The 22,551-nt window shown below is 71.4% G+C and carries 24 protein-coding genes; 12 read left to right on the plus strand and 12 right to left on the minus strand.

Annotated elements, in window-relative coordinates; genetic code table 11:
- Positions 1-5: 5 nt before the first annotated feature.
- The 3 genes from LX12_RS01295 to LX12_RS01305 form a co-directional block, all read right to left on the minus strand.
- The gene (locus LX12_RS01295) at positions 6-995 is read right to left on the minus strand and encodes a sigma-70 family RNA polymerase sigma factor (RefSeq protein ID WP_253652695.1); all 990 of its coding nucleotides are present in this window, start codon (positions 993-995) and stop codon (positions 6-8) included.
- Positions 996-1,156: 161 nt separating this feature from the next.
- Positions 1,157-2,668 carry a DUF7782 domain-containing protein gene (locus LX12_RS01300; protein WP_372504893.1) on the minus strand — a complete coding sequence of 504 codons (1,512 nt, stop codon included), beginning with the start codon at positions 2,666-2,668 and terminating at the stop codon, positions 1,157-1,159.
- Positions 2,665-3,078 (minus strand): DUF3099 domain-containing protein, encoded by a 414-nt coding sequence (locus LX12_RS01305; protein ID WP_253652696.1) that lies wholly within the window; start codon positions 3,076-3,078, stop codon positions 2,665-2,667. Before LX12_RS01305 ends, LX12_RS01300 begins: the two co-directional genes overlap by 4 nt.
- A gap of 125 nt (positions 3,079-3,203) precedes the next feature.
- Between LX12_RS01305 and LX12_RS01310 the strand changes: the two genes are divergently transcribed.
- Positions 3,204-3,437: a DUF3039 domain-containing protein gene (locus LX12_RS01310; RefSeq protein WP_253652697.1), complete on the plus strand. Its 234-nt coding sequence runs from the start codon at positions 3,204-3,206 to the stop codon at positions 3,435-3,437.
- A gap of 6 nt (positions 3,438-3,443) precedes the next feature.
- Here LX12_RS01310 and LX12_RS01315 read toward each other — a convergent pair whose 3' ends face one another.
- Positions 3,444-4,679, minus strand: a complete 1,236-nt coding sequence (locus tag LX12_RS01315) for a YihY/virulence factor BrkB family protein (protein WP_372504894.1) — start codon at positions 4,677-4,679, stop codon at positions 3,444-3,446.
- Between LX12_RS01315 and LX12_RS01320 the strand changes: the two genes are divergently transcribed.
- On the plus strand, positions 4,654-6,363 hold the full coding sequence (locus tag LX12_RS01320; protein WP_372504914.1) for a DEAD/DEAH box helicase: 1,710 nt from the start codon (positions 4,654-4,656) through the stop codon (positions 6,361-6,363). The genes LX12_RS01315 and LX12_RS01320 overlap by 26 nt on opposite strands.
- A 68-nt stretch (positions 6,364-6,431) precedes the next feature.
- Here the strand turns inward: LX12_RS01320 and LX12_RS01325 are convergent, their stop codons facing one another.
- Entirely contained in the window at positions 6,432-6,638 is a 207-nt protein-coding gene (locus LX12_RS01325; protein ID WP_253652699.1) for a DUF7455 domain-containing protein, read from the minus strand.
- 180 nt (positions 6,639-6,818) lie between these two features.
- On the opposite strand from LX12_RS01325, the gene LX12_RS22330 reads away from it, so the two are divergent.
- The gene (locus LX12_RS22330) at positions 6,819-8,135 is read left to right on the plus strand and encodes a DUF952 domain-containing protein (RefSeq protein WP_372504895.1); all 1,317 of its coding nucleotides are present in this window, start codon (positions 6,819-6,821) and stop codon (positions 8,133-8,135) included.
- Positions 8,136-8,235: 100 nt separating this feature from the next.
- Entirely contained in the window at positions 8,236-8,784 is a 549-nt protein-coding gene (locus LX12_RS01340; protein ID WP_253652700.1) for a hypothetical protein, read from the plus strand.
- Positions 8,785-8,845: 61 nt separating this feature from the next.
- On the opposite strand, the gene LX12_RS01345 is transcribed toward LX12_RS01340, so the two are convergent.
- Entirely contained in the window at positions 8,846-10,216 is a 1,371-nt protein-coding gene (locus LX12_RS01345) for an RNA polymerase sigma factor (RefSeq protein ID WP_253652701.1), read from the minus strand.
- 180 nt (positions 10,217-10,396) lie between these two features.
- The gene (ppgK, locus tag LX12_RS01350) at positions 10,397-11,191 is read right to left on the minus strand and encodes a polyphosphate--glucose phosphotransferase (protein ID WP_253652702.1); all 795 of its coding nucleotides are present in this window, start codon (positions 11,189-11,191) and stop codon (positions 10,397-10,399) included.
- Between the two features lie 176 nt (positions 11,192-11,367).
- Between ppgK and LX12_RS01355 the strand changes: the two genes are divergently transcribed.
- Positions 11,368-12,219 (plus strand): inositol monophosphatase family protein, encoded by an 852-nt coding sequence (locus tag LX12_RS01355; RefSeq protein WP_253652703.1) that lies wholly within the window; start codon positions 11,368-11,370, stop codon positions 12,217-12,219.
- Between the two features lie 16 nt (positions 12,220-12,235).
- Here LX12_RS01355 and cei read toward each other — a convergent pair whose 3' ends face one another.
- Positions 12,236-12,940, minus strand: a complete 705-nt coding sequence (gene cei, locus LX12_RS01360) for an envelope integrity protein Cei (protein ID WP_253652704.1) — start codon at positions 12,938-12,940, stop codon at positions 12,236-12,238.
- 381 nt (positions 12,941-13,321) lie between these two features.
- On the opposite strand from cei, the gene LX12_RS01365 reads away from it, so the two are divergent.
- Positions 13,322-13,621 carry a DUF4193 domain-containing protein gene (locus LX12_RS01365; protein ID WP_253652705.1) on the plus strand — a complete coding sequence of 100 codons (300 nt, stop codon included), beginning with the start codon at positions 13,322-13,324 and terminating at the stop codon, positions 13,619-13,621.
- Between the two features lie 104 nt (positions 13,622-13,725).
- Here LX12_RS01365 and LX12_RS01370 read toward each other — a convergent pair whose 3' ends face one another.
- Positions 13,726-14,250 carry a DUF3093 domain-containing protein gene (locus tag LX12_RS01370; RefSeq protein WP_253652706.1) on the minus strand — a complete coding sequence of 175 codons (525 nt, stop codon included), beginning with the start codon at positions 14,248-14,250 and terminating at the stop codon, positions 13,726-13,728.
- 106 nt (positions 14,251-14,356) lie between these two features.
- Here LX12_RS01370 and dut point away from each other — a divergent pair, with 106 nt between their 5' ends.
- Complete coding sequence (gene dut / locus LX12_RS01375; protein ID WP_253652707.1) at positions 14,357-14,845, plus strand: dUTP diphosphatase; 489 nt, start codon at positions 14,357-14,359, stop codon at positions 14,843-14,845.
- Positions 14,846-14,847: 2 nt separating this feature from the next.
- The gene (locus tag LX12_RS01380; protein ID WP_253652708.1) at positions 14,848-15,711 is read left to right on the plus strand and encodes a DUF3710 domain-containing protein; all 864 of its coding nucleotides are present in this window, start codon (positions 14,848-14,850) and stop codon (positions 15,709-15,711) included.
- Between the two features lie 13 nt (positions 15,712-15,724).
- On the opposite strand, the gene LX12_RS01385 is transcribed toward LX12_RS01380, so the two are convergent.
- On the minus strand, positions 15,725-16,471 hold the full coding sequence (locus LX12_RS01385; RefSeq protein WP_253652709.1) for an alpha/beta fold hydrolase: 747 nt from the start codon (positions 16,469-16,471) through the stop codon (positions 15,725-15,727).
- A 182-nt stretch (positions 16,472-16,653) separates the two neighbouring features.
- Between LX12_RS01385 and LX12_RS01390 the strand changes: the two genes are divergently transcribed.
- Both LX12_RS01390 and LX12_RS01395 read left to right on the plus strand, forming a co-directional pair.
- Entirely contained in the window at positions 16,654-17,025 is a 372-nt protein-coding gene (locus LX12_RS01390; RefSeq protein WP_253652710.1) for an OB-fold nucleic acid binding domain-containing protein, read from the plus strand.
- 55 nt (positions 17,026-17,080) lie between these two features.
- On the plus strand, positions 17,081-17,767 hold the full coding sequence (locus LX12_RS01395) for a DUF3159 domain-containing protein (protein ID WP_253653141.1): 687 nt from the start codon (positions 17,081-17,083) through the stop codon (positions 17,765-17,767).
- A gap of 10 nt (positions 17,768-17,777) precedes the next feature.
- Here the strand turns inward: LX12_RS01395 and LX12_RS01400 are convergent, their stop codons facing one another.
- Positions 17,778-18,437, minus strand: coding sequence for a potassium channel family protein (locus LX12_RS01400; protein WP_253652711.1), 660 nt, complete (start codon positions 18,435-18,437; stop codon positions 17,778-17,780).
- On the minus strand, positions 18,434-19,099 hold the full coding sequence (locus LX12_RS01405; protein ID WP_253653142.1) for a potassium channel family protein: 666 nt from the start codon (positions 19,097-19,099) through the stop codon (positions 18,434-18,436). Before LX12_RS01405 ends, LX12_RS01400 begins: the two co-directional genes overlap by 4 nt.
- A gap of 122 nt (positions 19,100-19,221) precedes the next feature.
- Between LX12_RS01405 and LX12_RS01410 the strand changes: the two genes are divergently transcribed.
- Together LX12_RS01410 and LX12_RS01415 are read left to right on the plus strand one after the other, a co-directional pair.
- On the plus strand, positions 19,222-21,258 hold the full coding sequence (locus LX12_RS01410) for an APC family permease (RefSeq protein ID WP_253652712.1): 2,037 nt from the start codon (positions 19,222-19,224) through the stop codon (positions 21,256-21,258).
- Positions 21,255-22,529: a class I SAM-dependent RNA methyltransferase gene (locus LX12_RS01415; protein WP_253652713.1), complete on the plus strand. Its 1,275-nt coding sequence runs from the start codon at positions 21,255-21,257 to the stop codon at positions 22,527-22,529. The genes LX12_RS01410 and LX12_RS01415 overlap by 4 nt, the downstream gene beginning before the upstream one ends.
- The last annotated feature ends 22 nt before the right edge of the window (positions 22,530-22,551 follow it).

Genomic DNA, 22,551 nt, shown 5'->3' on the forward strand with positions numbered 1-22,551 from the left:
GGCTGTCAGCTGGCGTAGGCGCGCAGGCGATCGGCACGATCGCCCTGGCGCAGCTTCACCATCACCTCACGCTCGATCTGACGCACCCGCTCGCGCGAGAGGCCGAAGAGTCGGCCGATCTGGTCCAGGGTGCGGGGCTGCCCGTCGTCGAGGCCGAACCGCAGGCGGATGACCTGCTGCTCGCGCTCGTCGAGAGTGGCCAGCACCGACCGGACGTCGGTGTGCAGGAGACCGGCGATCACGGCGCTCTCCGCCGACGTGGCCTCGGCGTCCTCGATGAAATCGCCCAGCGGCGCCTCCTCGTCAGACCCGACCGGCATGTCCAGGCTCACCGGGTCGCGGCTGTGGTCGAGCAGGTCGGCGATCTTCTCGGCCGGGATGCCCGACTCGGCGGCGAGCTCGTCGTCGGTCGCCTCGCGGCCGAGCTGCTGGTGCAGCTCCCGCTTGATCCGGGCGAGCTTGTTCACCTGCTCGACGAGGTGGACGGGCAGGCGGATGGTGCGGCTCTGATCGGCCATGCCGCGGGTGATCGCCTGCCGGATCCACCAGGTGGCGTAGGTGGAGAACTTGAACCCCTTGGCGTAGTCGAACTTCTCCATCGCACGGATCAGACCGAGGTTGCCCTCCTGGATGAGGTCCAGCAGCGGCATGCCCCGGCCGGTGTAGCGCTTGGCGAGCGACACCACGAGGCGCAGGTTGGCCTCGAGCAGGTGCGCACGGGCCGACTCGCCCTCACGCACCAGCTGGGCCAGGTCGCGCTTCTTGGTGGCCGACAGACGCTTCTTGGTCGCGAGCACGTGCTTGGCGTACAGGCCGACCTCGATGGCCTTGGCCAGCTCGACCTCCTGCTCGGCGTTCAACAGGGCCGTGCGGCCGATCCCGTTCAGGTAGACACGGACCAGGTCGGCGGCGGGGCTCTGCGCGTCGAGGTCGGCGTCGGTCATCTGCGGGCGCGGCGTGTCCGACGTGCGGGTCGGAGCGGTGGTGCTGGGCATGGCGGCCTCCTCGCGAGCGTGGCGTCTTCACCGGGTACAACGGCATGCGGGGCGGGTTTAGTTCCCGGAAAGGTTGTTCACTTTCCCGATCGGCGACGCCCTGACCTGCACGGATTCCCGGGCCGATCTGAGAAGTTCCTAAGAGACCCGCACGCTGGAGCTCAGGCGGGGACGAGCACGCCGTGGCGGACGAGACCGGCGATCACCTCGCCCACCGACGCGGGGTCGATCTCCTCGCCGCGCGCGGCCCCCAGGAGGTCGACGACGTCGGCCACGGGCAGTCCGTCGTGCCGCAGTCCGGCGACCAGTGCGGCGACGCGATCGTCGACGTCGTGGGACCACCGCGGTCCGCCGGTCCGGACCAGACGGGTGGCCACCTCGACCCACGGGCCGGCGCGGTCCGACGTCGGCGGCGTCCACACACGGTCGAGCGCGACATCGGGGGCGGCGGCCAGGCGCGCGGTGAGGACGTCGTGGCGACGAAGCCACGCCACGCGGTCGAGGTAGGCGAGCGCCTCGTCGCCGAGCGGGTCGTCGAGCGCATGCGACAGTTCCTCGGCGAGCAGGTCGGTCGGTTCCCCCGTGGTGCGCAGGAACACGAATCCGAAGCCGATCCCCTCGACGTCGGAGCGGGCGAGATGGTCGAGCCACTCGTCGGCCAGCGCCGCGCCGCGCCCGGTGCGGGGGTCGTAGCCGGCGTCGCGCAACCAGGTGCCGACATACAGTGCGGGGTCGGCGACGTCGCGCTGCACTACCCACGCGTCGACGCCGTGGTCGGGGATCCAGGACGCGACCCGCTCACGCCAGTCGTCGCCGGTGACGACCCAGGACGCCAACATGCAGGCGATGCCGCCGTCGTTCAGGTGGTCGACGACGCCGGACACCATGACCTCGCTCGCACCGTCGAGGTCGAGCCCGGAGTCCCGGTAGCTGTGCGTCACGGTCGGGGGACCCACCACGAACGGCGGGTTCGCGACCACGCGGTCGAAGCGGCGTCCGGCCACCGGCTCGTACCACGACCCGCGGAGCAGGTCGGCGCGGTCGGCGCCGATCCCGTTGAGCGCCATGGTGGCGCGCGCCAGCGACAGCGCGCGATCGGTGATGTCGGTGGCGGTCACGTGGTCGGCGGTGTCCAGTGCGTGCACCGCCTGCACCCCGCACCCGGTCCCGACGTCGAGGACGGACCCGCGGGCGGGGATCGTCGCCCGCAACAGCGACAGAGAGGCGTGACCGACACCGAGCACGTGGTCGGGGGCGATGTCGACGGGACGCATCGAGCCGTCCAGATCCGACACCATCCACCGGGTGCCGTGTCCGGCGTCGAGGGGGCGGACGTCGACCGCCGCGCGCACCGAGTCCCCGTCCGCCTCCAGGAGTCCCGCGGCGACCGCGTCGTCCACCGCGATCGGACCCAACGCGGCGCCGACCGTCGAGCGATCGAGACTGTCATGCACCAGCAGCAGTCGGACGAGCGTGCCGAGTTCGCCTCCGTCGGCACATGCACGCCGCACCGGGACGGGTTCACCCCGTCCGAGTGCGGCGTGGACGTCGTCGCCCAAGAGGTCGAGCACGCCGTCGGCGTCGTAGCCGTGGGTGTGGAAGACGTCCAGCAGTCGCGGGGCGAGGTCGGCCAGGCCGTCCGTCGGGGTGTGCACCCGACCGGCGGTCGTCACCGCTGGTCGTCGGTGTGCGTACGCCGGTCCTCGCCGGCACGGGAGCCCATGTCGGGTGTGTCGAACTCGCCCGTGTCGAAGGTGCCCAGTTCGCGGTGGTTCCTGCCCGCGATGGCGGTCGCCGCGTGGTCGCCGGACCACTTGTACTGGCGCACCTCACCCTTCTCGCGCGGTGGGCGGTCGTTCGCGATGAGGACGGCGACCCAGGGCAGCGGGATGGACAGTGCGATGACGGCGAGGGCGAGCAGGCCGTTGCCGGTGGCGCCGTACACGACCCCGGCCAGGATGAGGGCCGGGACTCGGAAGGCCATCAGGCTCAGATAGCGACGCACCCGTGCCCGTTGCTGGTCCTCCTGGGACGGCTGCGCCTGGGTGATCAGGATCGCTTCGCGTGCCTCTTCGTGTGCCACGTACTCCACTGTTGCACTTTCCGTTCACCAGCGCATCGTCGCTGATAACACACCCCGTGACGGGAATGCTCCCGGGGTCTCGAGGGTCTGCTGCGCGGTGTGTCGTATCAGGCACAATGGTCCGCATGGGAACCCAGACGATCGAACGCCCGGACGTCGACACCGAGGAGACCACCGACGACGACGCGCCGAAGTTCTTCCACTACGTCAAGAAGAACAAGATCGCCGAGAGCGCCGTCATGGGGACCCACGTCGTGGCGCTGTGCGGGGAGACCTTCCCGGTGACGAAGTCGCCCAAGCCCGGATCGCCGGTGTGCCCGAAGTGCAAGAAGATCTACGAGAAGATGAAGAAGGACTGAGGTCCCTCACCGCTCGTCGTCGGGCCGCGGTGACCGGCGTATCGGTCCGCTCTGGAACTTCTTCGGCACCGCCCGCAGGCGGTCGGTGATGTCCGTGGTCTGCTGGGTGGCCCATTCCCGGACCTGTTCGATGTGCGTGGGCCCCGCCGCGGGCCAGATCGACTGGATGGCCGCGTTGAACTGTGCGCCGATCACGATCGCGAACCCGAGGAAGAACGTGAAGAGCAGGAACGCGATGGGGGTCGCGAGCGCGCCGTAGGAGTACCCGGTCTTGGTGATCGAGCCGAGATAGACGCGCAGACCCGCGCTCGCGAACCAGAACACGACCGCCGCGAGCACGGCCCCCGCGACCAGGCGGTGCCAGGGCAGCGGTTTCGGCAGCGACACGCGGTACAACGTCGTCAGGCCGAGGATCAGCAGCACGCCGACGGCGGGGTAGTAGGCGATGTGGATGATCTGCCCGCTCACGGGTTGCCACGAGTCCGGGGCGATGTCGGACGCGTAGGTGGGGCCCAGGGCGACGAGCGGCAGGATGAACGTCGACAGGATCAGGAACCCGATGTAGAGGTTCAGGGCGAAGATCCTCTGCCACACCGCGTGCCGCACGTTGTGTTGGTCGTGCGCCTTGTTGATCGAGTCGACGAAGCTCGACATCGCCGACGACCCCGACCACAGCGACAGCACGAAACCCAGGGAGATGAGTTCCCCGCGGCCGCGGGCGAGGACGTCGTTCACCGTGGGCGTGATGATCTCGGTGACCACGTTCTCCGAGAAGGTGCGGCCGGCGAAGCTGATGATGCGGCTGCGGATCATCTCGGTCGTGCCCGGCCCGAACCAGTCGCCGACGTAGCCGATCGAGCCGAGCACACCGAGGAGCAGGGGCGGGAGCGACAGCGTCTGCCAGAACGCGGCCTGCGCCGACATGCCGAAGATCGAGTCGTCCCAGGCCTTGACGATGGTGCGCCACACCAGGCGGGGGAGGGTACGCACCACCGGCGGACCGCCCGCGGACGACGCTGTCGTCGCGGGAGGCCGGGCATGGGTGGGGTCGATGGCGGCGATCCACCCATCGTCCCCGATGCCGACGCGCTCGGTGCGGATGCCCCCGCCGCCGTGTCGTGGATCCGACGGCGCGAGCCGGTACAGTCGACCGCGGCCGTCACCGGCTGCGGGCGTATGACACACGCCGGCACCGCGAGCACGCAGGAGTTCCCCGATTTCGCAGACCAGGGTCTTTGACACCGGCGGGTCGTTGCGGACGTGGCAGCGACGCGCGCTGACCAAGTACCTCGCCACCAAACCCCGCGACTTCCTCGCGGTGGCCACACCCGGCGCCGGCAAGACCACCTTCGGTCTGCGCATCGCGTGTGAGCTCCTCATGGACCGGACGGTCGAGACCGTCACCATCGTCGCCCCGACGGAGCACCTGAAATTCCAGTGGGCGCAAGCGGCCTCCCGTGTCGGGCTCGCCCTCGACCCGCGGTTCAGCAACACCACCGGCGTCACCAGCTCCGACTTCGACGGCGTCGTGGTCACCTACGCCCAGGTGGCCGCACACCCCAGCCGGCACCGGGTGCGCACCGAGAACCGGCGCACGCTGGTCATCCTCGACGAGATCCACCACGGCGGTGACGCGAAGACGTGGGGCGACGCGATCAGCGAGGCGTTCTCCGACGCCACACGCCGCCTCGCGCTGACCGGCACCCCGTTCCGCTCCGACGACTCGCAGATCCCGTTCGTGACCTACGAGCCGGACGGGACGGGCGCACTGCGGTCCAAGGCCGACCACAGCTATGGCTACTCCGATGCGCTCGCCGACGGTGTGGTGCGGCCGGTCGTGTTCCTCGCGTACTCGGGGGAGGCCAGCTGGCGCACCAACGCGGGGGAGGAGTTCACCGCCCGTCTCGGCGAACCGTTGTCGGCCGAGCACACCGCCCGTGCCTGGCGCACCGCGCTCGACCCGCACGGCGACTGGATCGCCGCCGTGCTGCGCGCCGCCGACACCCGACTGGGTCAGTTGCGCGCCTCGGGCGTGCCCGACGCCGGTGGGCTGGTCATCGCCGGTGACCAGAAGACCGCCCGCGACTACGCGGAACTGCTCGAGGCGATCTCGGGGACCACGCCCAGCGTCGTCCTCTCCGACGACCCGTCGTCGTCGTCGCGGATCGAGGAGTTCGCCCGGTCGGACGCACGGTGGATGGTGGCGGTGCGGATGGTGTCGGAGGGTGTCGACGTGCCGCGCCTGGCCGTCGGCGTCTATGCGACCAGTGCGTCGACCCCGCTGTACTTCGCGCAGGCGATCGGTCGCTTCGTGCGGTCGCGGCGCCCGGGGGAGACCGCGAGCGTGTTCCTGCCGTCGGTGCCGGTGCTGCTCCGTCTGGCGAGCGAGCTCGAGGCGCAACGCGACCACGTCCTGGGCAAGCCGCACCGCGAGTCGACCGGCTTGGACGACGAACTCATCGCGGCGGCGAACAAGCAGGAGGACGAGCCCGGCGACGACGACCCGGCGTTCATCTCGTTGCACGCCGACGCCGAACTCGACCAGGTGATCTTCGACGGGTCCTCGTTCGGGACGGCGACGTTCGCAGGCAGCGACGAGGAGTCGGACTATCTCGGCCTACCCGGCCTGCTGAATGCCGACCAGGTTCGCGACCTGCTACGCACCCGACAGAGTGAGCAGGTCGCCGCGCGGTCGGCCGCGGCGGAGGCGCCGTCGGCACCCCGACCCGACGCGACGACCGGTGCGCAGTTGACCGCGCTGCGCAAGGAGCTGAACAGCCTGGTGGCCATGCACCACCACCGCACCGGCAAGCCGCACGGTGTCGTCCACAACGAACTGCGGTCCAAGCTGGGCGGGCCACCGACGGCGATGGCAACCGCTGACCAACTGCGGGAACGGATCAGCGCGCTGCGACAGTGGCGGTGACCGAGACGACGATGGCGGTGACCGTGCTGAACACGGTCACCGCCATCGGTGGGTCTGTCGGTCTGACGTCAGACGAGTTCCTCCGAGTCGGTGGACACCGTCGCGCCGAGATCGGCGAGACGGGCCTCGTGCTCGTTGTAGTGGTGACGGCAGAACAGGAGTTCGCCCCCGGCGGGGAGAACGGCACGGACGCGGGCAGCGGCGCTGCACCGGTCACACCGATCGGCGGCGGTGAGGGGCATCGAGATCGTGGGCGTGGTGATGACGTCTGACATGACTCCTCCGTCCCGGGCCAGCGCGAGCGCTCCCCTTCGCGAACTCCTCCACCTGGAGTGGTGGGGTGATTCCACTCTGTCAGACGTTCGCGGAGTTCGTATTGTTCCCGCGTCCGCCGCATCCACGATTCATGCACACGTAACACGGGTCGAGAGATCGCTCACGCGCCCGGAGGTGTCGTGACACGGTCCCCGTCGACCTGGTCGTCGCGTCTGTCCGCGGCTCCGGTCTGGCCGGCGTTCGTCGCCGGTGCGGTCGCCCAGTACGGCGGCGCCGCGGTCGCCGTCGGACTGTTCACGCAGGCACCTCCGTCGATGGTGGGCTGGCTGCGCACGTTGTTCGGCGGGCTCGTCGTCGTCGCGGTGACGCGACCGTCGTGGGTGCTGTCCGCCCCGCGGCGGGTGGTGCGCGCGGCGATGCTCGGCCTCGTCACCCTCTCCATGAACATCGTTTTCTACGAAGCGATCTCGCGTGTGGACCTCGGTGTCGCGGTGGCCGTCGAGTTCCTCGGTCCCGTCGCCGTCGCGGCGGTCGGCACGAGGGGGGCGCGCGGCGCGGCGTCGCTGGTGGCCGTCGCCGTCGGGGTGGTCCTCGTGTCCGGCGCGCCGGCCGGCACGGTCACCGTCGGGGCGCTCTGGGCGGTCGGCGCCGGGGTGCTGTGGGGCGGGTACATCGTGCTCGGGGCGAGAGTGTCCGCGGCGCACGAGGGGGCGGTCGGCAGGGGCCGTCGCGGGATCGAGGATCTCGGCGTCGGACTGTCCGTGGCGGCGGTGGCGACCGCGCCCGTGGTGGTCGGTGTGAGTGTCCTCACCGGCGTGTCGACGCCGCCGGCAGCCGCCGTGGCCCTGTGCGTGGTCGTCGGGGTCCTGTCGAGTGCCGTCCCCTACGTGCTCGACCAGGTGGTGCTCACCCGGGTCGGCCGGGCCCGGTTCGCGCTGCTGCTCGCGTTGCTGCCCGTGACCGCCGCGCTGGTGGGCGCCGCGGCGCTCCGGCAGGCACCGTCGACCCCGGAGATCCTGGGGATCGCGGCGGTCGTCGGGGCGATCCTCCTCGCGCCCCGCGAGGTCCCGGCTTTCGGAACGCCGAGGTCGCCGCGACGCGGTGTGGCACCGTGGACGGTGATGCCGCAGCAGACGAACACGCCGCCCGGGCCCCTGGTCCACCTCTGCCCGAAGCCGACGTGGCTGGCCGCACACAGCCACGGACGGCTGGAACCGGATTCGTTGCACGACGTCGGCTTCATCCACCTCTCCGCCCTGTCCCAGGTGCACGTCCCCGCGAACGCGCTGTTCCGCGGCCGCGACGACCTCGTCCTGCTCGAGATCGACCCACAGCGGGTGCCGGCCGAGATCCGATGGGAGGACGGCGACCCGCCCCATCCGGACGGCTGGCAGTTCCCACACCTCTACGGTCCGCTGCCGGTCACCGCGGTGACCCACGTGCACCCGTACCGTCCCGGTCCCGACGGGACGTTCAGTTCGCGCGCCAGCTTCTGATAGACCTCGCCGGATACCGCGCGATCTCATCCCTCCGTCGGAGGGCGCTCCACCCTCCGGCCGATGCGCACGGCGTACCCGACCCGGCAGGGTCGCCGACATGGACGTCTCACCGGTTCTCGTCGCGATCGTCGCCTGCGAGGTGGGCTTCTGGCTGGTCCTCGGGGCAGGTCTGACGATTCGGTACGGCCTGCGACGCCCGTCGGCGTCGACCTGGGTCCTGCGGTGCGTCCCCGTCCTCGACGTGGCCCTGCTCGCCGCCGTGGCCGCGGACATCGCCGGCGGCGCGGAGGTGGGTCAGGTGCACCGGCTGGCCGGCATCTATCTCGGGGTCACCGTGGCGTTCGGACACAGCATCGTCGCGTGGGCCGACGTCCGGGCGGCGCATCGCTTCGCCGGGGGACCCCCGCCGGAACCGGCCCCGCGGGGGCGGGCGGCACTCGGACGCGAGATCGCCTCGTTCACACGGTGGATCGTCGCCGCCACGATCGCCCTCGCCGCGACGGGATTGCTCGCGATCACCGTCGCCGACGACCGGCAGGCGTCGGCGCTGTGGGGGATCGCGGGACCGCTCGGCGTCGTGACGGTGATCTGGGCGGTGACCGGTCCGCTCTGGGCCCTGGCCTCCCCGGCTCGCGCGGCGCGGTGAGGACCCCGCAGACGACGATCGCCCCGGGGATTCCCCGGGGCGATCGTCGTGTGGGTGCTGGTCAGTCGAGGTAGTCGCGCAGGACCTGCGACCGGCTCGGGTGCCGCAGCTTCGACATCGTCTTCGACTCGATCTGACGGATGCGCTCACGCGTCACGCCGTAGACCTGGCCGATCTCGTCGAGGGTGCGCGGCTGACCGTCGGTGAGGCCGAAACGCAGACGCACGACGCCGGCCTCGCGCTCGGAGAGCGTCTCGAGCACCGACTGCAGCTGATCCTGCAGGAGGGTGAACGAGACGGCGTCGACCGCGACGACGGCCTCGGAGTCCTCGATGAAGTCGCCGAGCTGGCTGTCGCCCTCGTCGCCGATGGTCTGGTCGAGCGAGATGGGCTCCCGTGCGTACTGCTGGATCTCCAGCACCTTCTCCGGGGTGATGTCCATCTCCTTGGCGAGCTCCTCGGGGGTGGGCTCGCGGCCCAGGTCCTGCAGGAGCTCACGCTGGATGCGACCGAGCTTGTTGATGACCTCGACCATGTGCACCGGGATGCGGATGGTGCGGGCCTGGTCGGCCATGGCGCGCGTGATGGCCTGGCGGATCCACCAGGTGGCGTACGTCGAGAACTTGTAGCCCTTGGTGTAGTCGAACTTCTCGACCGCGCGGATCAGACCGAGGTTGCCCTCCTGGATGAGGTCCAGGAACGCCATGCCGCGGCCGGTGTAGCGCTTGGCCAGGGAGACGACGAGTCGCAGGTTGGCCTCGAGCAGGTGGTTCTTGGCGCGGTTGCCGTCGCGGGAGATCCACGACAGGTCGCGACGCTGGGCGACGGTGAGCTTCTCGCCCGCCTCGGCCATCCGCTTCATCCGCTCGGTGGCGAACAGACCGGCCTCGATGCGCTTGGCCAGCTCCACCTCCTCCTCGGCGTTGAGGAGGGCGACCTTGCCGATCTGCTTCAGGTAGGCGCGGACCGAGTCGGCGGACGCGGTGAGCTCGGCGTCCTTGCGGGCCTGCCGCAGCGCCTCGGACTCGTCCTCGTCCCAGACGAAGTCGCCGGACTTCTTGTCCTCCTCGGAGGGCTCCTCGATCTCGTCCTCGTCGGCCTTGGCCGGCTTCTGCACCTTCGCGGTGGGCTCGGCCTCAGCGTCGTCGGAGTCGACGTCGTCGACGACGACCTCGTCGTCGGCACCGACCGCGTCGGGCCCGTCGATGTCGTCGATCGACTCCGGTGACTCGTCGACCTCGTCGGTGTCGGCGGGTGCGGAGGCGGCCTTCGCCGCGGCCTTGCGGGGTGCCTTCTTCGCCGGCGCCTTCTTGGCGGGTGCCTTTTTCGCCGCCGTCTTGCGCGCGGTCTTCTTCGCCGGCGCGCGCGGTGCGGTCACCTCGGCGGCGTCGTCTGCCGCGGTGTCCTGCTGGCGGGTTTTGGTGGCTGCCACGTACGACCTTTCGAGACGTCGTCCTGGGGGCGCAACACCGAGGCGGTCCTCGGCGGCGCGGGGGTCTTGTGTGGCCGGCGCACTGGCCGACCCGAGTCATTGTAGGCGATCAGGGCGCAGGTACCCGCCCGGCCGGACGGGACCGCCCGCCACGGCACGGGCTGTTGCCGGGCCCGGGGGTCAGGGTCGCAGGCCGGCGGTCACCGCCATCGCCGCGCCGACGATACCCGCCGTGTTCTGCAGCGTCGCGGGCACGACCGGGGTGCGGACGGTGAGGTGCGGCACCCACTTGTCGGCCTTGCGGCTGATGCCGCCGCCGACGATGAACAGGTCGGGCCAGAAGAGGTCCTCGTAGGCGTTCAACACGGTCGACACGTGCTTGGCCCACTTCTCGTACGACATCTCCTTGTCGTCCTTGACCTTGGACGACGCCTGGTGCTCGGCCTCCTTGCCGCCGACCTCCATGTGCCCGAGCTCGGTGTTGGGGACGAGGTTGCCGTGGAACAGGATCGCCGACCCGATCCCGGTCCCGAACGTGAGCAGCATGACCAGCCCGGACTTGTCCCGGCCGGCGCCGTAGGCGTCCTCGGCCATCCCGGCCGCGTCGGCGTCGTTGAGGACGCAGAACCCGCGGTCACCGAGCGTCGACGCCAGCAGCGGATAGGGATCGGTGCCGATCCACCCCTTGTCGATGTTGGCGGCGGTGCGCACCACCCCGCCGGACACGACGCTCGGCAGGGTCACACCGACCGGGCCGGTCCAGCCGAAGTGGTCGACGACCTCCTTGATCCCCCCGACGACGGCCTCCGGCGTCGACGGCTGGGGGGTGAGGACCTTGAACCGCTCACCGACGAGTTCCCCGGTGCCGAGGTCGACCACACCGCCCTTGATCCCCGAACCGCCGACGTCCACTCCGAACGCCTGGGTCGGGACGGCTGCGCCGGACGCGTCGTCTGCCGGGGTCTCGGGGGCCATGGTCGTCTCCTGGTTCTGCACGGCGTGCGGGGGACAGCGGGCGGGAGGACGGCAGGTCGGCGACGCCTGCGCGCCACGTCACACCGGTTCGCGCTCAAGGCTAGTCACGCGGCCTGTGCGGTGTCCTGGCGTCCACCGACGTCGCGGGTCGGTGGTCGTCGTGCTGACATTGTGGGGTGACGACAGCTGAGGAACTCGCCGCCATCGCGGTCGAGGTCGCCCGTGGTGCGGCCGACCATGTGCGTACGCGCAGGGCCGAACTCATCGACGACGTCTCGTCGGCCTTCCGGTCCGACGCGGTGACGACGAAGAGCACGCCCACCGACCCGGTGACGATCGTGGACACCGAGACCGAGGAGCTGATCCGGCGCGAGTTGGCGCGGCTGCGACCCGACGACGACGTCCTCGGGGAGGAGGACGGCGGGTCGGTGGACGTGCCCGACGGCGTGCGATGGGTGGTCGACCCGATCGACGGCACCGTCAACTTCCTGCACGGGGTGCCCGCCTACTCGGTGTCGGTCGCCGCGCAGGTCGGCGGCGAGTCGGTGGCCGGCGCCGTCGTCGACGTCGCGCGCGGCATGGTCTACCGGGCGCATCGCGGGGGCGGTGCCTGGCTCGAGGCGGGCGGCGGGACGGACCCGGTACGGCTGCGGGCGACACCCGTCGAGTCGGTCTCGATGGCCCTCGTCGCAACGGGTTTCAGCTATCAGGCCGACCGTCGCGCCGCGCAGGGGGCGCTGATCGCGGCGCTGCTGCCGCGGGTGCAGGACGTCCGACGCATCGGGTCGGCGGCACTGGACCTGTGCATGGTCGCGGCGGGGATGGTCGACGCCCACGTCGAACACGCGCTGAACCCGTGGGACTGGGCGGCGGGAGCTCTCGTCGCCGCGGAGGCGGGTGCGGTCGTCCGGACACCGGCGCCCACGTCGCGCAGCGCCGACGGGCTGCCGACCGTCGCGGTCGCCCCGGGGATCGCCGACGAGTTCCTCGCCCTGCTGGAGGAGTTGGGCGGGCTCGACCCGCTCTGACCGTCGGCGCCGGTGGTCAGCAGGCGCTGCTGTGCACCGCGCGCACGAGCGAGGGGTCGGCGCCGGTGGCCGCGCCGCCGGTGCGACCCGACGTGTCGGTGGACCGCAGGGCCTCGAGCACGGCCTGCTGGTCCTGGGTCTGCTCCTTGCTCGAGAACTGACGACCCAGCGCGAGGTCCACGACGGTGCCGGGGCGACCGTCGTCGACGAGTTCCGCGCACGGGACCGCGACCCACACGGCGGCGGCCGCGGCGCGTCCGGCCGGTCCGAACCGGATCTGACCGACGCAGTCGAGGTCCTGGTCCGGGTAGACGGTGTCGTCGGCGTACGGGGTGTCGGTCGCCGGCGTGAACCCCTGGCCGGTGAGGTCGTCGAGCACGCTGCGGGCCTCGCCTCGGCGGGCCGAGGCGTTGAGGACGCGCACCTGGAACGAGGCGAGGGGGGCGGGGGCGACCTCGACGAGCTGGTTCGCCGCGACGGTGGTTCGGGGTGCGGCGGAGGTGGGGGCCGCGGAGGACGACGCGGACGCCGACGGGGCGGTGGGCTGGTTGCACGTCGTCGCGACCGGGTCCGACGAGCCCTTGCTCAGCGCGCTCACCCACACGATCATCGCGAGGACGAGCAGCACGACGACGGCGATGACGAACGGCACCCATCGGCGACGCTGGAACGGCCGTCCGCGGTCGTCGGTCGGGTACCCCAGGGTGATCTGCGAAACCACGAGGCGTGAACTCTCCTCTGCGTGAACTCTCCCCGGGGGGACGTGCCGCCGGGACGGGCGACGCGCGTCACACAGTAGACGGCGGACCGGTGTGCGGCGCCGCGACAGGCGGTGGTTGACCCGCGGCTCGTCGCGAGCTAACCTCTGGCCGCCTTCGCGATGCAGAGATGTTGGACGATCAGTTCGGCAACAGTGGCGAACGTCACACCCCGCGACGTCGACGATGGCAATGAATTCGACAGGGATGTCGTTGCGAGATGGGCACTCCGCGGCTCGCGGAGACGACTCGAAGCAGCAGGGTCGACGACACCTCGACACCCCATCCACCGCGAACCCCGCGTGGGAGAGGTGTCACTCGATGGGATGGAGTGAAGGCGAAAGATGGCTACTGATTACGACGCTCCTCGCCGCACCGAGACCGAGGACCTCGGCGAGGACTCGCTCGAGGAACTGAAGGCTCGTCGCAGCGAGGCGCAGGCCGCCTCGGTCGACGTGGACGACAGCGACACCGCCGAGTCGTTCGAGCTGCCCGGCGCGGACCTCTCCGGTGAGGAGCTGTCGGTGCGTGTCGTGCCGAAGCAGGCCGACGAGTTCACCTGTACGAGTTGCTTCCTCGTGTACCACCGCAGTCGTCTGGCCCGTGAGAACGGCGCCACGCGGATCTGCGTCGACTGCGCGTAGGTCGCACCGGTCCGGTCCAGCGGTGGGCCGGACCCACCGACACGGACGGCGCCGCACCCCATCGGGGTGCGGCGCCGTCGTCGTGTCCGGGGTGCCGGCGACGGTCAGGCGCTGGGCGGGTCGAGCGCGGCGTCGGTGCGGCCGAGTGCCGCGATCAGCTCGGCGGGCCGTCGGGTGGAGACCAGCCAGTAGGGCGTCGGGTCGTCCGGGTCGTCGAGGACGACGAGCACCATCGTCTTCACCCACGCACGGTGCATCAGGTAGGCGGCCGGGTCGAGCTGGCGACCCAGCGCCGCGCTCTTCGCGGTGGCCGGGATCGACGCGGTGCGGGCGATGACCGACGGGGGCAGGTGGGCCTTGTTCGCCCACAGCTCCCCGTCGGCCGCGACACGCACGCGCGTCCGCCCCATCGACCACAGCAGCCACGCCGCGAGCAGGGCGACCAGGGGGTAGGCGATCGCCGAGACCGCCGCATGACGTGCCGCGAGCTGGATCTCGTAGCCGAACACCCCGACGACGACCGCAGCGGCGGCCCACCACCACAGGGGGACCGTCAGACGCTCGCTGAACCGGTCCTCCGCCGCGGACGGCGTCGACGTCGGATGCGGCGTGGCGTGCTGGTCACTCATGGGTCCTGCCGGGGGTCATCGGGTCTCACGGTTCGTCTCGGGGGCGGAAACGGGTCGGGCCCAGGGTGTCCCGGGTCGGCCACCGGCGCCAGCGTAGTCTTCTCCCGTGGCAGTCGACGCGCAGGTCAGCACGGTTGCGTTCCGACGACTCGATCCGAGTCTCCCGCCGCCGCGGCGCGCACACCCCGGTGACGCCGGGGTCGATCTCTGCAGTGCGATCTCGACCATCATCGGCCCGGGGGAGCGGGAACTGGTGCCGACGGGCGTCGCGGTGGCGCTGCCGATGGGCACCGTCGGCCTCATCCATCCCCGGTCGGGGTTGGCCGCTCGGGCGGGCCTGTCGATCGTGAACACGCCCGGGACGGTCGATGCCGGGTACCGCGGGGAGATCAAGGTCTGTCTGATCAACCTCGACCCGCGGGAGCCGATCGCGGTCACGAAGGGCGACCGCATCGCCCAGCTGCTGGTGCAGCGGGTGGAGCTGCCGGAGTTCGTCGAGGTCGACACACTCGACGAGACCAGCCGCGGGACAGGTGGGTACGGGTCGAGCGGCGGTCACGGACTGCTCGAGGCCGGCGACGAGCGGAGAGGGTGACGATGAGCGACGCGACGGAGGGACCGCGCATCGGCGACGGTGCGGGCCCCTACGACATCTCCGACCTCGGCGACGAGCTCGGGCTGGACAACTCCCACCTGGATCTCGGGTCGGTGCTCGTTCCCGTGGTCGAGGGTGGGCAGGTCACCGTCGAGATGACCGCCGACCACCAACCGCAGGCCGTCTACCTGGTCACCCCGCACGGACGGATCAGCGTCGCCGCGTTCGCGGCTCCGCGGTCGCCCGGGCTGTGGGCCGAGGTCGTCGGCGAGCTGGTGGAGTCGCTGCGCACCGACGGGGCGACCGCGGCGACGGAGTCGGGGCACTGGGGCCGCGAGGTGATCGGCACGGTGCCGGGCGCGGTGCACCGGTTCATCGGTGTCGACGGCCCCCGCTGGATGGTGCGCTGTGTGGCGAGCGCCCCGGCCGAGTCCGCCGACGACCTGGCGCTGGTCGCCCGCGCGGTGCTCAGCGAGACCGTCGTCCGCCGGGGGAGCGACCCGTTCCCCCCGCGTGAACCCCTGCCCGTCGTCCTGCCGCCCGTCCTGGCCGAGCAGGTCGCCGCGGCCCAGCAGCAGATGGCCGACCAGGGTGCCTTCGCCGAGAACGGCATGGTCGACCCCCAGGCACAGACACCCGTGCCGTCGGCGCCGGAGGCCCCGGCCCACGAGGTCGACGAAACCGACGCGGCCGACCCCGAGGGCGCGCTCGGACAGATCGCGCGGGCTCAGGTGGTGGCCGAGGACGGCGCCCCGGTCGTCGACCCGGCGGCACCCGCCCAGGGCGACGAGGCGCCGGCGCCGCAGGGCAAGCGTCGGTCGTCCGGGTCGGCAATGCAGCGTCTGCGTCGACGTCAGGGCCGCTGAGCGACAACAGTTCTCAGCGGGTCGGCGGACGCAGGTCTCGCAGGGCGTCGGCCGCCGCACGGCCGATCGAGCCGGGGTCCTCGGCCCAGGTGTCGAAGTCGATCACCCGGGGTGCCACGCCGAGCATCTCCGCCCAGCCGATCGCGACCTCGGTCGGGTGCACCGCATCGCCGTCGACCGCCACGACGGCGGTCGCGACACCGAGGTCGGCCGACCTGCTCATGTCGGCCGCCGTGGGCACCGACGCCGACGCCGCCTCACGGAGGTGCGGTGCGAGCAGATCACCGAGCGCCGTCCAGGACCGACCGAGTTCGTCCCCGAGCCACCCAGGACTCGAGGCCCGCATCGCCGCGATCGCGGCCGCGAGACCGTCCTGCTCGATCGCCGCGACCGTCGCGCGCGCTGCCGCCGCCGCGGGGGAGTGGCCGGCCCCGCCCGGCGGCCACGGGGGACTCGCCGCGACCACGGCGGCGCACGCCCCCGGCCGTGTCGCCGCCCAGTGCACCGCGACGCACGCGCCGATGGAGATCCCGGCCGCGATCACCGGGCCGTGCCGCGCGGCCTCGTCGAGGGCGTCCAGACAGGTCGCGACGATCCCGGCGGGGCCCGGGTCGACGGCGATCAGCGGCACGCCGACCGTCTCGGCCAGAGGGCCCAGCGCGCGTCGCGCGTAGTCCCCGTCCGAGCCGGCCCCGGGCATCGCCACCAGCGACGACGCGGTGATCGCGACCCGGTCCGGGGGGGTGTGGAAGGTGGCCATCCGACGATGGTCCCCCGCAGGTGGTGCGCTCGTTCGGCGAGGTCTACCCTGAGGGTCCGACGACGGCAGGGTGCCGTTGTCGCAGTGTTCCGACGACGCCGTCGGGACGTCAGAAGGGTGATGATGATCGGTGGCCGGAGGCCCGCAATGATCGTTCCCGTCCCGCACACCGGAGGCCGCGCATGACCGCCGCCGGATACCTCAAGCGTCTGAGCAAGCGGCTGACCGCCGACCTCGAGGAACTCGACGCCGAGCGGATCTCCGAACAGTCCCAGGCCACCGGTGCGCAGCGCGCGTGCGACTGCGGCCAGGGCGAGGAGGTCAGCATGCTCGGTGAGCTCCGTTCCGTGCAGACCTGTTCCAAGGCCGCGAAGACGGGCGTCGTCGCCGAGTTCTTCGACGGCACCGACGTCGTCGTGCTCAAGTGGATCGGCCGCAACCGCATCCCGGGCATCGAGCCGGGGCGCAAGCTGACCGTTCGCGGTCGCCTCGGGGTGAAGGACGGCGTGAAGGTCGTCTACAACCCCTACTACGAGCTCATCGGTGACGACTGACCCCTCCCGGTCGGGCGCGCCCGCGGACGACGCGACCGCCGGTGGCGGCCCGGGCGTGACGTCGGACGACGTCTCCGAGGCCGTGCCGACCCTCCTCGAGCAGATGGGTGGCATCGCCGGCCTGATCTACTCGACGGTCCCCATCGTGGTGTTCGTCGCCGTCAACGCGCTGTCTTCGCTGACGCCGGCGATCGTCGCCGCACTCGCCGTCGCGGTGCTCATCGCGATCGTCCGGGTCGTCCGCCGCGAACCGGTCCAGCCGGCGGTGTCCGGTGTCTTCGGTGTCGCGATCTGCGCCTTCATCGCCTACCGCACCGGAGACGCCAAGGGGTTCTTCCTCTTCGGGATCTGGAGCACCCTCGTCTACGCGGGTGCGTTCGCACTCTCGATCCTCGTGCGTTGGCCCCTCGTCGGCGTGATCTGGAACGTCGTGAACGGCAACGGCACCGACTGGCGTAAGCACCGGCGGACGCTGCTCGCCTACGACCTGGCGACCGCGGTGTGGGCCGTGTTGTTCGCGCTGCGGTACGTGGTGCAGTCGTTTCTGTACGACTCCGACCAGACCGGGTGGCTCGCCGCGGCGCGTATCGGGATGGGGTGGCCGCTGACGGCCGTGGCCGCGCTCGCGACCGTGCTGCTGGTCCGGTGGGCCGAACGGACCGAGGAGTCCGAGGACGCAGCCGACGACGCGAGCGTCGCCGGCGGCGAGATCAGCGGCGCGGAGACACCGCCGACCCGCTGACCGGCCGGGCTCAGGACTGCAGGATCGCGGCCTGGAGGTCGTCCTCGACCTCCGCCGGTGCGATGAACACGAGCTCGTCGCCGCCCTCGACCGGGTCGTCGGGTTGGGGCACGATCACCCGACCGCCCCGCAGGATCGCCACCAGCGCGGCGTCGCGGGGGAGCACCAACTTGCGGACGGGCTTGCCCGCGAACGACGTGTCCTGCGGCAGCGTGATCTCGACGAGGTTCGCCTGGCCCTGACGGAACGTCATGAGGCGCACCAGGTCACCCACGGAGACGGCCTCCTCCACCAGCGAGGCCAGGATGCGCGGGGTGGACACGGCGACGTCGACGCCCCAGTCCTCCCCGAACAGCCACTCGTTGCGCGGGTCGTTCACCCGCGCCACCACGCGCCCCACCGCGAACTCGGTCTTGGCGAGCAGGCTGACCACCAGGTTGGCCTTGTCGTCGCCCGTCGCGGCGATCACGACGTCGAACGTCTGCAGCTGCGCCTGCTCGAGGTTGTCGAGCTCGCAGGCGTCGGCGTGCACCCACGTGGCGCCGGCGACGGCGTCGACGTCGATGTTCTCCCGACGACGTTCCAGCAGGACGACGTCGTGGTCGCCGCCGATGAGTTCCCGCGCGATGGACCGGCCGACGGCACCGGCGCCGGCGATGGCGACCTTCATTCCCCGCCCTCCCGCTGCGCACCTGCGACCGCGAACGCCTCGTCGCGGTGGTCACGCAGGACGGCCACGTAGACCGTGTCGTCCTGCTGCAGGACGGTGCGCGGCTCGGGCAGCAGGCTCGAGCCCACCCGGCTGATGAACGCGATGCGCGCGCCCGTCTCCTCCTGAAAGACCTTCGCGGTCTGCCCGATCCAGCTCTCGTGCACCGTGATCTGGGTGACGAGCACCTGGCCGGACGGATCCCGCCACGCGGTGGCGGCGTCGCCCACGCCGAGCGCGGCGACGAAGCGCTGCGTCGTCCACGGGACCGTCGCGACGGTGGGGATGCCGAGGCGTTCGTAGACCGCCGCACGCTTGGCGTCGTAGATGCGGGCGACGACCCGCTCGACGCCGAAGGTCTCGCGGGCGACCCGGGCGGCGATGATGTTCGAGTTGTCCCCCGAGGAGACCGCGGCGAACGCGTCGGCGTCGGCGATACCGGCCGCCTCGAGGACGTCCCGGTCGAAGCCGACGCCGCGGACTGTGGTGCCGCCGTAGGACTGGCTGAGGCGCCGGAAGGCGGACTCCTCGCGGTCGACGACGGCGACCGTGTGGCCCTTGCTGTCGAGGGCCTGCGCGAGGGACGACCCCACGCGCCCACAGCCCATGATCACTACCCGCACCGTGTCTGTGCTCCTCATCCGGTGGACGATCGCTCGTCGTGGGTCGGGTGTGCATCCCGCCACGTGCGGCGAACGCTACCGCCCGGCGTCGACGATCGTGTGTCCGCGTCTAAGGTTGCCTGGTGTCCACGGTGTCCACCGTCTCGGTCGCGGCCAAACGGCTGTTGCTGGGCCGTCCGTTCCGCAGCGACAAGCTCGGGCACACGCTGCTGCCCAAGCGGATCGCCCTCCCCGTCTTCGCGTCCGACGCGATGTCCTCGGTGGCCTACGCGCCGCAGGAGATCTTCCTGGTCCTCTCCGTCGCCGGTCTGTCGGCGTACGCGTACACGCCGTGGATCGGTCTCGCTGTCGCGATCGTCATGGCCGTGGTCGTCGCCAGCTACCGGCAGAACGTGCACGCCTACCCCTCGGGCGGCGGCGACTACGAGGTCGCCACCGTCAACCTGGGCCCGAAGGCCGGACTGACCGTCGGCAGCGCACTCCTCGTCGACTACGTGCTGACGGTGGCGGTGTCGATCTCGTCGGCCGCGGAGAACATCGGGTCGGCGATCCCGTTCGTCGAGCAGCACCGCGTGCTGTTCTGTGTCGCGGCGATCGTCCTGCTCACCAGCGTGAACCTGCGCGGCATCCGGGAGTCCGGCACCGCGTTCGCCATCCCCACCTACGCGTTCATCGGCGGGATGGTGGTGATGTTGATCTGGGGGTTCGTGCAGATCTTCGCCCTCGGCGACTCGGTGCGGTCGGAGACCGCCGACTTCACGGTCAAGGCCGAGAACAGCCACCTCGTCGGCATCGCGTTCGTGTTCCTGATCGCCCGCGCGTTCTCCTCCGGGTGTGCCGCGCTCACCGGTGTGGAGGCGATCAGCAACGGTGTCCCGGCGTTCCAGAAGCCGAAGTCCCGCAACGCGGCGACGACACTGCTGCTGCTCGGCGGCATCGCGATCGTGTTGCTCATGGGCATCATCGTGCTGGCCCGCAGGATCGGCGCGAAGTACGTCGAGAACCCCTCGGCCGACCTCGTCGGCGCCCCCGACGGGTATCAGCAGAAGTCCCTGGTCGCGCAACTCGCGCACGCGGTCTTCGCCGACTTCACGCCGGGCTTCTACTTCGTCACCACGGTGACCGCGCTGATCCTCGTGCTCGCGGCCAACACCGCGTTCAACGGGTTCCCCGTGCTCGGGTCGGTCCTCGCGCAGGACCGCTACCTCCCGCGTCAGCTGCACACCCGCGGCGACCGTCTCGCCTTCAGCAACGGCATCCTCTTCCTCGCCGTCGCGGCCATCGCGTTCGTGGTCGCGTTCGGCGCACAGGTGACCGCGCTGATCCAGCTGTACATCGTCGGTGTCTTCGTCTCGTTCACGCTGTCGCAGATCGGCATGGTGCGGCACTGGACCCGCCACCTGCGGTCCGAGTCCGACCCGCAGGCCCGCGGTCGGATGCAGCGGTCGCGCGTGATCAACTCCATCGGCCTGTTGATGACGGGCACCGTGCTGATCATCGTGCTCATCACCAAGTTCCTCGCCGGGGCCTGGATCGCGATCGTGGCGATGGTGGCGATCTTCGGGCTGATGCAGCTCATCCATCGGCACTACGCCTCCGTACAGCACGAACTCGACACCACCGACGAGGACGTCGTGTTGCCCAGCCGCACGCACTCGGTGGTGCTCGTGTCGAAGATCCACCTGCCGACCAAGCGTGCTCTGGCCTACGCCCGCGCCACGCGCCCGGACACGCTCGAGGCCATCACGGTCAACGTCGACGACCGCGACACCCGGCGCCTGGTCGCCGAGTGGGAGGCCAGCGACCTGACCGTGCCGCTCAAGGTCATCGCGTCGCCGTACCGCGAGGTGACCCGACCGGTCATCGACTACGTGCGCCGTATCCGACGGGACTCGCCGCGCGACGTCATCACGGTGTTCATCCCCGAGTACGTCGTGGGGCACTGGTGGGAGCAGATCCTGCACAACCAGTCCGCGCTGCGCCTCAAGGGACGCCTGCTGTTCGAGCCCAACGTGATGGTCACCTCGGTGCCGTGGCAGCTGTCGTCGTCGGACCGGCGCAAGGACAACGACCGCGACTACAACGCCCCCGGCGACATGCGCCGCGGTGTGGTCGACATCCCGCCCGCGGCGATGTCCGCCGACGACCGCACCCCGTGACGGCCGAGTCGGCCGGCCCGGGCGCCGGGGACCTCGTCGAGTTGTCCGGGCTCCGTGCCGGCAACGGCGGCGTCATGGTGGGCCGCCACGACGGCCGCGTCGTGTTCGTGCGTGGAGCGCTGCCCGGCGAACGGGTCCGCGTCCGCGTCGTCGACGACCGACGGTCGTCGTACCTGACCGCGACCGTCGTCGACGTGCTCGACGCCTCGCCGCACCGCGTCACCGACCGCTGCCCGGCCGCCGCGGCGGGGGCGGGGTGTTGCGACCTCGCCCACGCCGACGACACCGTCGCGGCCGACATCCGGCTGACCGCCGTGCGGGACGTGCTGGCGCGGATCGGGAAACTGCCCGACGCGGTCGTCGCCGGCGTCCAGATGCAGGTCCTCGCGCCGACGTCGCACTACCGCACCCGGGTACGGATGCCGGTCGACGGCGCCGGGGTGGCCGGCGTGCACGTCCGCGCGGGCAGCGGCGTCGTCACCGACGCTCCCTGTGCGCAACCGGTCCCGGACCTCGTCGAGGCGGTGGGTCGGCGGTCGTGGACGCCGGGAGCGGAGGTCGTGGCGGTCCACGGTGACGACGGCGGGATCCACCTCGCCGAGCGCGCACCCGAGGCCGGTCGCCGAGGGTCGTCACGGGCGCGATCGCAGCGCGCCCGGTCGCGGAGACCGCGCCTGACGCCGCGGACGGTCGCAGGCGGCGACCACGTGACACGCCGCGTCGGGGGCCGCGAGTGGGCGGTGCCTGTCGCCGGCTTCTGGCAGGCGCACGTGCGTGGCGCCGACGCCTACAGCGCTCTCGTGGCGCAGATGGCCCGTGACGCCGCGCCGGATTCACGAAGCGCGTGGGACCTCTACGGCGGCGTCGGGGTGTTCGCGGGGTCTCTCGTCGACGCCCTGCCGTCGCTGGAGCACGTGACCGTGGTGGAATCCGACGCCGACGCCGTCGCCGCGGCGCGCGAGACCTTCGCCGGCGACGACCGCATCGCCTGCTACCGCGGGCCGGTGGGGCCCGCGCTGGGGTCGCTGCCCGGGCCGGACGTCGTCGTGACCGACCCACCGCGGTCCGGGCTCGGGGCCGACGTCGTGGCCGGGATCGTGTCGGCGCGACCGCGGGCGGTGGTGCACGTCGGGTGCGACCCGGCCGCCGCGGCCCGTGACCTCGGTCTCCTCGTCCGGCAGGGCTACGAGGTGGAGCGCGTCGTCGCCGTCGACGCGTTCGGTCTGACCCATCACGTCGAGGTGGTCGCCGCCCTCGTTTCCGTAGACTGATCGACACGATGTGCCCGGGCGG

Origin of the sequence: Williamsia serinedens (assembly GCF_024171725.1) — a bacterium.
In the GTDB taxonomy this organism is placed as follows: domain Bacteria; phylum Actinomycetota; class Actinomycetes; order Mycobacteriales; family Mycobacteriaceae; genus Williamsia_A; species Williamsia_A serinedens.

Bases quoted from the DNA above. Each gene is read 5' to 3' on its own strand.
- LX12_RS01295 (WP_253652695.1), bottom strand. From the start codon at position 995: ATGCCCAGCACCACCGCTCCGACCCGCACGTCGGACACGCCGCGCCCG.
- LX12_RS01310 (WP_253652697.1), top strand. From the start codon at position 3,204: ATGGGAACCCAGACGATCGAACGCCCGGACGTCGACACCGAGGAGACC.
- LX12_RS01325 (WP_253652699.1), bottom strand. From the start codon at position 6,638: ATGTCAGACGTCATCACCACGCCCACGATCTCGATGCCCCTCACCGCC.
- LX12_RS01340 (WP_253652700.1), top strand. From the start codon at position 8,236: ATGGACGTCTCACCGGTTCTCGTCGCGATCGTCGCCTGCGAGGTGGGC.
- ppgK (WP_253652702.1), bottom strand. From the start codon at position 11,191: ATGGCCCCCGAGACCCCGGCAGACGACGCGTCCGGCGCAGCCGTCCCG.
- LX12_RS01365 (WP_253652705.1), top strand. From the start codon at position 13,322: ATGGCTACTGATTACGACGCTCCTCGCCGCACCGAGACCGAGGACCTC.
- LX12_RS01370 (WP_253652706.1), bottom strand. From the start codon at position 14,250: ATGAGTGACCAGCACGCCACGCCGCATCCGACGTCGACGCCGTCCGCG.
- LX12_RS01380 (WP_253652708.1), top strand. From the start codon at position 14,848: ATGAGCGACGCGACGGAGGGACCGCGCATCGGCGACGGTGCGGGCCCC.
- LX12_RS01385 (WP_253652709.1), bottom strand. From the start codon at position 16,471: ATGGCCACCTTCCACACCCCCCCGGACCGGGTCGCGATCACCGCGTCG.
- LX12_RS01390 (WP_253652710.1), top strand. From the start codon at position 16,654: ATGACCGCCGCCGGATACCTCAAGCGTCTGAGCAAGCGGCTGACCGCC.
- LX12_RS01400 (WP_253652711.1), bottom strand. From the start codon at position 18,437: ATGAAGGTCGCCATCGCCGGCGCCGGTGCCGTCGGCCGGTCCATCGCG.